The organism is Sinomonas sp. G460-2, assembly GCF_047759905.1.
Classification (GTDB): domain Bacteria; phylum Actinomycetota; class Actinomycetes; order Actinomycetales; family Micrococcaceae; genus Sinomonas.
The window spans coordinates 1-5681 of record NZ_JBKZWT010000237.1; the positions used below are offsets into that span (position 1 = coordinate 1).

Annotated in this window: 4 protein-coding genes; 1 reads left to right on the forward strand and 3 read right to left on the reverse strand. The window is 68.3% G+C overall.

Annotated features, from left to right (window positions below):
* Nucleotides 1–143: 143 nt before the first annotated feature.
* The 3 genes from ACLN58_RS16860 to mtrA form a co-directional block, all read right to left on the reverse strand.
* Nucleotides 144–1889, reverse strand: coding sequence for an LpqB family beta-propeller domain-containing protein (locus ACLN58_RS16860; protein WP_415856409.1), 1746 nt, complete (start codon nt 1887–1889; stop codon nt 144–146).
* Nucleotides 1890–2002: 113 nt separating this feature from the next.
* Nucleotides 2003–3775: an MtrAB system histidine kinase MtrB gene (mtrB, locus tag ACLN58_RS16865; RefSeq protein ID WP_415856410.1), complete on the reverse strand. Its 1773-nt coding sequence runs from the start codon at nt 3773–3775 to the stop codon at nt 2003–2005.
* 12 nt (nt 3776–3787) lie between these two features.
* On the reverse strand, nt 3788–4462 hold the full coding sequence (mtrA, locus tag ACLN58_RS16870; RefSeq protein WP_415856411.1) for an MtrAB system response regulator MtrA: 675 nt from the start codon (nt 4460–4462) through the stop codon (nt 3788–3790).
* 124 nt (nt 4463–4586) lie between these two features.
* Here mtrA and ACLN58_RS16875 point away from each other — a divergent pair, with 124 nt between their 5' ends.
* Nucleotides 4587–5474 carry a cytochrome c oxidase assembly protein gene (locus ACLN58_RS16875; RefSeq protein ID WP_415856412.1) on the forward strand — a complete coding sequence of 296 codons (888 nt, stop codon included), beginning with the start codon at nt 4587–4589 and terminating at the stop codon, nt 5472–5474.
* The last annotated feature ends 207 nt before the right edge of the window (nt 5475–5681 follow it).

Consider the following 5681-nt stretch of genomic DNA (forward strand, 5'->3'; position numbering starts at 1 on the left):
AGATTCCATACGCCCAGCCTCACCCGGTCAAGCCGTGAATAGGCAGCCCCGAGCCTCCATGTGGACAGGATGCGCGGTGGAGCTTCTGGGGAGGGCCTTACGGTCCTCGGAACAATGCCAACCCTGAAGAACCGGCCCTCCTGTCACCCCGCGAACGCGAGCTGCATGGCCCCCTTGCCCTGCTCGGCCCACGACGTCCTCACGAGGAGGAAGATGCCATCCTTGGTCATCGCGTAGATGGACTGCTCCCCATTGCCCGCCGAGAGGGCTTGGATGCCGGCGAGCGGCGAGATCTGGCGAGGGTCGCCGCCCTGGAGGCTCACGAGTTCGGGCGCCACGGGGTCTCCGGACGAGGTGCCCGAGACGACGATCGTCGATTCGTCGACCCATAGCGCGATGTCGGGGTTCTTCGATGTGATGGGAAGCGTGACCGGATCCGTGAGCGACTTCGGGTTGCCGTCAGGGCCGCGCACGATGCCCGCGACCTGCAGGGTCGACTGGCCGTCGGCCTCGGACAGGACGAGGACGCGTACGCCGTCGCGCGCGACGCGCAGAGCCTTGACGGTCCGGCCCGCGAGCCAGGACGCCCCGACGGTGATCCGCGGAATGTCCGTCCCGGCAGGGGTGCCCACTGGCCGGTACGTCACGACCTCGGTCGCGCCGGTAGCGCCTGGCCCGGCCGACCACACCCACTCACTCGGGCTGATCGACGGCGGGCTGAAGTGCTGCCGCGAGTCGAGCAACCGTGCTGGCTGCCCGGGGAGGAGCGAGTACAGGGCCTTTCCGTCGGCCCCAAGGAACGCGTAGACGTGCTGCGACGCGGCGGCGGCCGGATAGGAGGGACCGAACGACGCCACGGAGCCGACTCCATCGATCTTCGAGGCCTGCTTCGAGCCGTACTGCACGATCTGATTGTCCGCGATGCCCACCTGCCACGCCGGGACTTTGGGGTCGACGATCGGGTCGGGAAGCTTGCCGGTCGCGGGGTCCTCGATGGCCACCTCGGTCTGGTTCGTGCGCAGCGAGACGCCACCCACGTTGGGAAGCGCGGCGAACGTACGCACGAGCTGGCTGTGCATGCGCTGACGGTCCGTGAACGAGGCGTCCCGGAGCTCGGATGTCAGGTCCACCTGTGCGATGTTCCCCACGATCGGCACGGACTCGCGCTCGAGCTTGATGCTCGGCGGGAAGGCGCTCGCGACGGCGGTCTTGAGGTACGGGGCCGGGCCGGCGATGACGGCGCTCACGAGCGACTTCGCGACGCCCGAATTGTCGATGAACCAGCGCACGTCCGGGACGAGGATCGTGTATCCGGGATCGTAGAAGTAGACCGAGAAGGCGCGGTAGAGCACCTTGAAGGTCTCCTCGGGGATCACCGTTCCGTCGGGAAGGTTGGCGACGCGCCACTGCCCGTCGATCTGGCTCACCTCAACGTCGATGGCCTGCTTGGTGCCGGGCGGGTACTGCGTCATGATGCCGTCTTGGTCGACGGAGTACGCGACATCGAGCACGTAGCGGTACGCGTTGGGGCGGCCAGCGCTCACCACCGAGGCGCTCCCCCGGTAGACGAGCGTGCGCTGACTCGGCTTCCAGGAGACAGCGTTGGAGGGGGCGAGGAACTGCCGCGCGACAGTGAAGTCGTTCTGGTAGCCCGAGCCGGCGTTGAAGAATCCCTCGATGATGGCCTGGGGTCCCGCCCCGGTTTGGGGGCCGGGCGGAATGTATTGCGGCGCGTTGCCGATCGCCGAGCCGCCGTCCTTGCTCGTTCCCACCGCGCCGGCGGTTGGGATCTGCGCGCACGCGGACACGGCGAGGACGACGACGAGCAGCGCGGCGGCCGCGCGCAGAATCCGGGACAGCCAAGCTCTGGACAGCCAAACCCGGAACAACCAAGCCCGAGACGACCAGACCCGGAACAGCCCGGCCCGAGACGACGGGGCACTGAACAGCCAAGCCCTGGACAGCCAAGCCCGGAACAACCCGGCCCGAGACGACCAGACCCTCACGGCCTCTCCCCCTCAACGCCGCGCGCCGGCGTCGCGTTGAGGAGCGTGCTCGTGCCAACGACAATCCCCCGCGTGCCGCCGTGCGCGAGCGGGAGGGCTGCCCCGTTTGGCTCAAGCGCCACGGGAGACCCGGCGATCGACCCGCCGGTGTGAAGCGGGAGGGTGAGCCGGAAGACCGAGCCCTCGCCCCGGCGCCCCCATGCCTGGAGCCAACCGCTGTGGAGCTTGACGTCCTCGGTCGCGATCGAGAGCCCGAGCCCCGAGCCCCCGGTCTTGCGGGCACGGGCCGGGTCGGCGCGCCAGAAGCGGTCGAAAACGCGGGCGGCCTCCGACGGCGACATGCCGATCCCGTGGTCGCGCACGGCCACGCCGACGGCGTCGGCGTTCGCGGCGACGAAGATCTCGACCGGATTCCCTTCGCCATGCTCGAGCGCATTGAGCAGCAGGTTCCTCAGCACGCGCTCGATGCGCCGCGCGTCCATGTCGACGACGATGCTCGCCGAGCGGCTGTAGAGGCGCACCTCCGAACCACACGAGGCTGCGATCGGGGCCGCGGTGTCGATGACGTTCCGCACCACGGAGACGATGTCCTGGGGCTCGAGGTCGAGCCGTGCGACGCCGGCATCGAAGCGGGAGATCTCGAGGAGGTCATTCAAAAGCGCCTGGAAACGCTCGACCTGGTTGTACAGGAGCTCGGCCGAGCGCTTGTTGATGGGATCGAACTGATCGCGCGCGTCGTGAAGCACCTCTGCCGCCATGCGGACGGTCGTGAGCGGGGTGCGGAGCTCATGCGAGACGTCGGAGACGAAGCGCTGCTGCATCTGCGACAACGTGGCGAGCTGCGTGATCTGCTCCTGGAGACTCGCCGCCATGTGGTTGAAGGACTTCGCGAGGCGCGCCACCTCGTCCTCGCCCTCGACGGCCATGCGTTCCTCGAGCTGTCCCGCCGCGAGCTTCTCGGACACCGCCGCGGCGTGGCTCACGGGGCTCACGACGCTGCGCGTGACGATCCACACGATGGCGCCGATGAGCAGAATGAGGAACACGCCACCGAACCAGAGGACGCTCTGCATCTCATCGAGTGTCTCCTGAGCCGACTGGATGTCGTAGAGCAGGTAGAGCTCGTAGACGGTTCCGCCGAAGCTGACCTTGTTGCCTACCGCGATGGCCGGGTGCACCGTGTTGTCGACCGTGAGCGGGACCGACTCCCAGAACTGCGTGGGCTGTTGTGACGACTCGACGGCCTGGCGCAAGGACTGCGGGATGTCGTTCTCGGTGCGGAGGTACGACGCACGGCTGTCCACCCAGCGGTTGCGGGGCTGGTCCTGGTTCGGGACCGCAAGGAAGACGTACTGCCTCGGCGTTCCGGAATCCCTCGCCTCGAGCGTCGCGAGCGTGTCGTTCACGAGCTTGAGAACGCCCTGCTGGTCGGTGACCTGCGCGCCGTCGAACGTTTCCTGAACCTGATTGACGCTCTGGCGAGTCTGCTGCTCGGACTGGGTGAGCCGCTCTTGGAAGAGGCTGTTGGCGATCTGGTTGGACAGATAGACGCCGACGCCGAGGATCGAGACACACGCGAGGACGAGCGTGATGAGCACGGTCCGGAACTGCAGGGACCGCCGCCAGCGGCGGGTAAACGCGAGCCGCACCGATCCCGGGATGCGGAGGATCCTCCCGAGCACCCTTGTGACGGCACGCCGCAGGCGCGCGAGCGCGATCCACACGCGCCGCGCGAACCGCCGGACTCTGCGCCGGGAGGGGTGATCCATGCTTGCCTCGGCTCAGGTCCCGGCTTTGTATCCGACGCCGCGGACCGTAAGCACGATCTCCGGCGCTTCAGGATCGCGCTCGATCTTCGAGCGCAGCCGCTGCACGTGAACATTGACGAGCCGCGTGTCAGCGGCATGGCGGTAGCCCCAGACCTGCTCGAGGAGCAGCTCGCGGGTGAACACCTGCCACGGCTTGCGGGCGAGAGCCACGAGGAGGTCGAACTCGAGCGGCGTGAGCGCGATCGCGGACTCTCCGCGCCGCACGGTGTGCCCGGCAACGTCGATCTGCACGTCGCCGATCCGCAGCGTCTCGGGGGTCTTCGCCTCGCCCGGACGGAGCCGCGCGCGGACGCGGGCCACGAGCTCGGCGGGCTTGAAGGGCTTCGGAACGTAGTCGTCGGCGCCCGATTCGAGACCCCGGACCACGTCCGAGGTGTCCGACTTCGCGGTTAGCATGACGATCGGCACGTCCGACTCGGAGCGGATGCGGCGGCACACCTCGATGCCGTCGAGCCCCGGGAGCATGAGGTCGAGCAGCACGAGGTCAGGCTTCTGCGTGCGGTACACGTCGAGCGCCTCAGCCCCATCGGCGCAGAAGACCGGCTCGAAGCCGTCGTTGCGCAACACGATGCCGATCATCTCGGAGAGGGCCTCGTCGTCGTCCACTACCAGAATGCGTGCCTTCATGCCTTCCACTCTCCCCCAAATGTGCCTTGCGGGGCGCTCACGGCACGCCCGCCCATGCGTTGTTCCATTCTAGTCGGCGCGCGCATTCAGCCGGGTTTCAGGCCCGTGTCCTAGAATTCGCTCCGTGCCACCCCTCTTGACCGCGTTCACCGCTGTCGCGCTCGATCCCGCTGCCCTCGTCCTCGCCCTCGCCGCAGCGATCGGATACGGGCTGGGGCTTCGGGGGGCGGCGCGCCACGGCGAGCGGTGGCCGATCTGGCGCGCGCTGTGCTTCTACGCGCTCGGCATCGTGCCTTATCTCGTGCTCACGTGCGGCTTCACCGGCGCCTACGGCCCCGAACTTCGTTGGGCCTTCACGCTCAAGCTTGCACTCACCTTCTTCGTGGTGCCCCTTCTCGCGGGCCTGGGGCGCCCCCTCGGCCTCACCCGGGCGGCGCTCGGCGAGGACGGACGACGGCGACTGGACGCCGTGATGGCAAGCCGCCCCATGCGACTCCTCGGCAACGCCTTCGTCGCGCCGATCCTGGGCCTCGTCCTGTTCGGGACGTTCCTCACGCCGCTCCTCCACACCTACCGCGCGGACCCGGTGGCGAGTGGCCTGCTGAGCTTCATCGTTCCGCTCTTGGGCCTCGTCCTCGTCCTCCCCATCGTCGAGGGCGAGGGCTTCCACCGCTCGTCGAGCTTCATCCTGCTCGAGTTCGTGTATGTGTTCATCGAACTGCTCGCCGACGCCGTTCCCGGAATCGCGCTTCGGCTCAACGACTCCGTGCTCGACAAGGTCACCTCGTGGCCCGCGGGCGCGCCCTCGTGGTTCCCCTCGCCCCTGCGAGACCAGCAGCTCGCGGGAGACATCCTCTGGTTCATCGCCGAAATCGTGGACCTCCCGCTCATCATCCTGATGTTCGTGCGCTTCAGCCGGAACGACCGTCACGAGGCCAAGAGCTTCGACGATCTCAGCGACGAGGAGATGGACGCGCTCACGGAGGCGCACCTTCGCCAGCGAGGGGAGTGAAGGAGGGTCGCGACCCCCACCTCCCCTCCCCGCGGCCTCCCCGCAGCCGCTCGCTGGCGGCCGGCTAGGCTTCCGGCGAAACTTCCGGCGACTTGCTGCTACCCCAGCGCGAGCTGATTGACCGCGTCGGTGAGCTTGACCAGTCGGGTGAGCGCCGCCGTCGCCCGTTCTGGGCTCAGCGACGCGAGGCTGCCCGCGGGCGTGAGC

Bases quoted from the DNA above. Each gene is read 5' to 3' on its own strand.
- mtrB (WP_415856410.1), bottom strand. From the start codon at position 3,775: ATGGATCACCCCTCCCGGCGCAGAGTCCGGCGGTTCGCGCGGCGCGTG.
- mtrA (WP_415856411.1), bottom strand. From the start codon at position 4,462: ATGAAGGCACGCATTCTGGTAGTGGACGACGACGAGGCCCTCTCCGAG.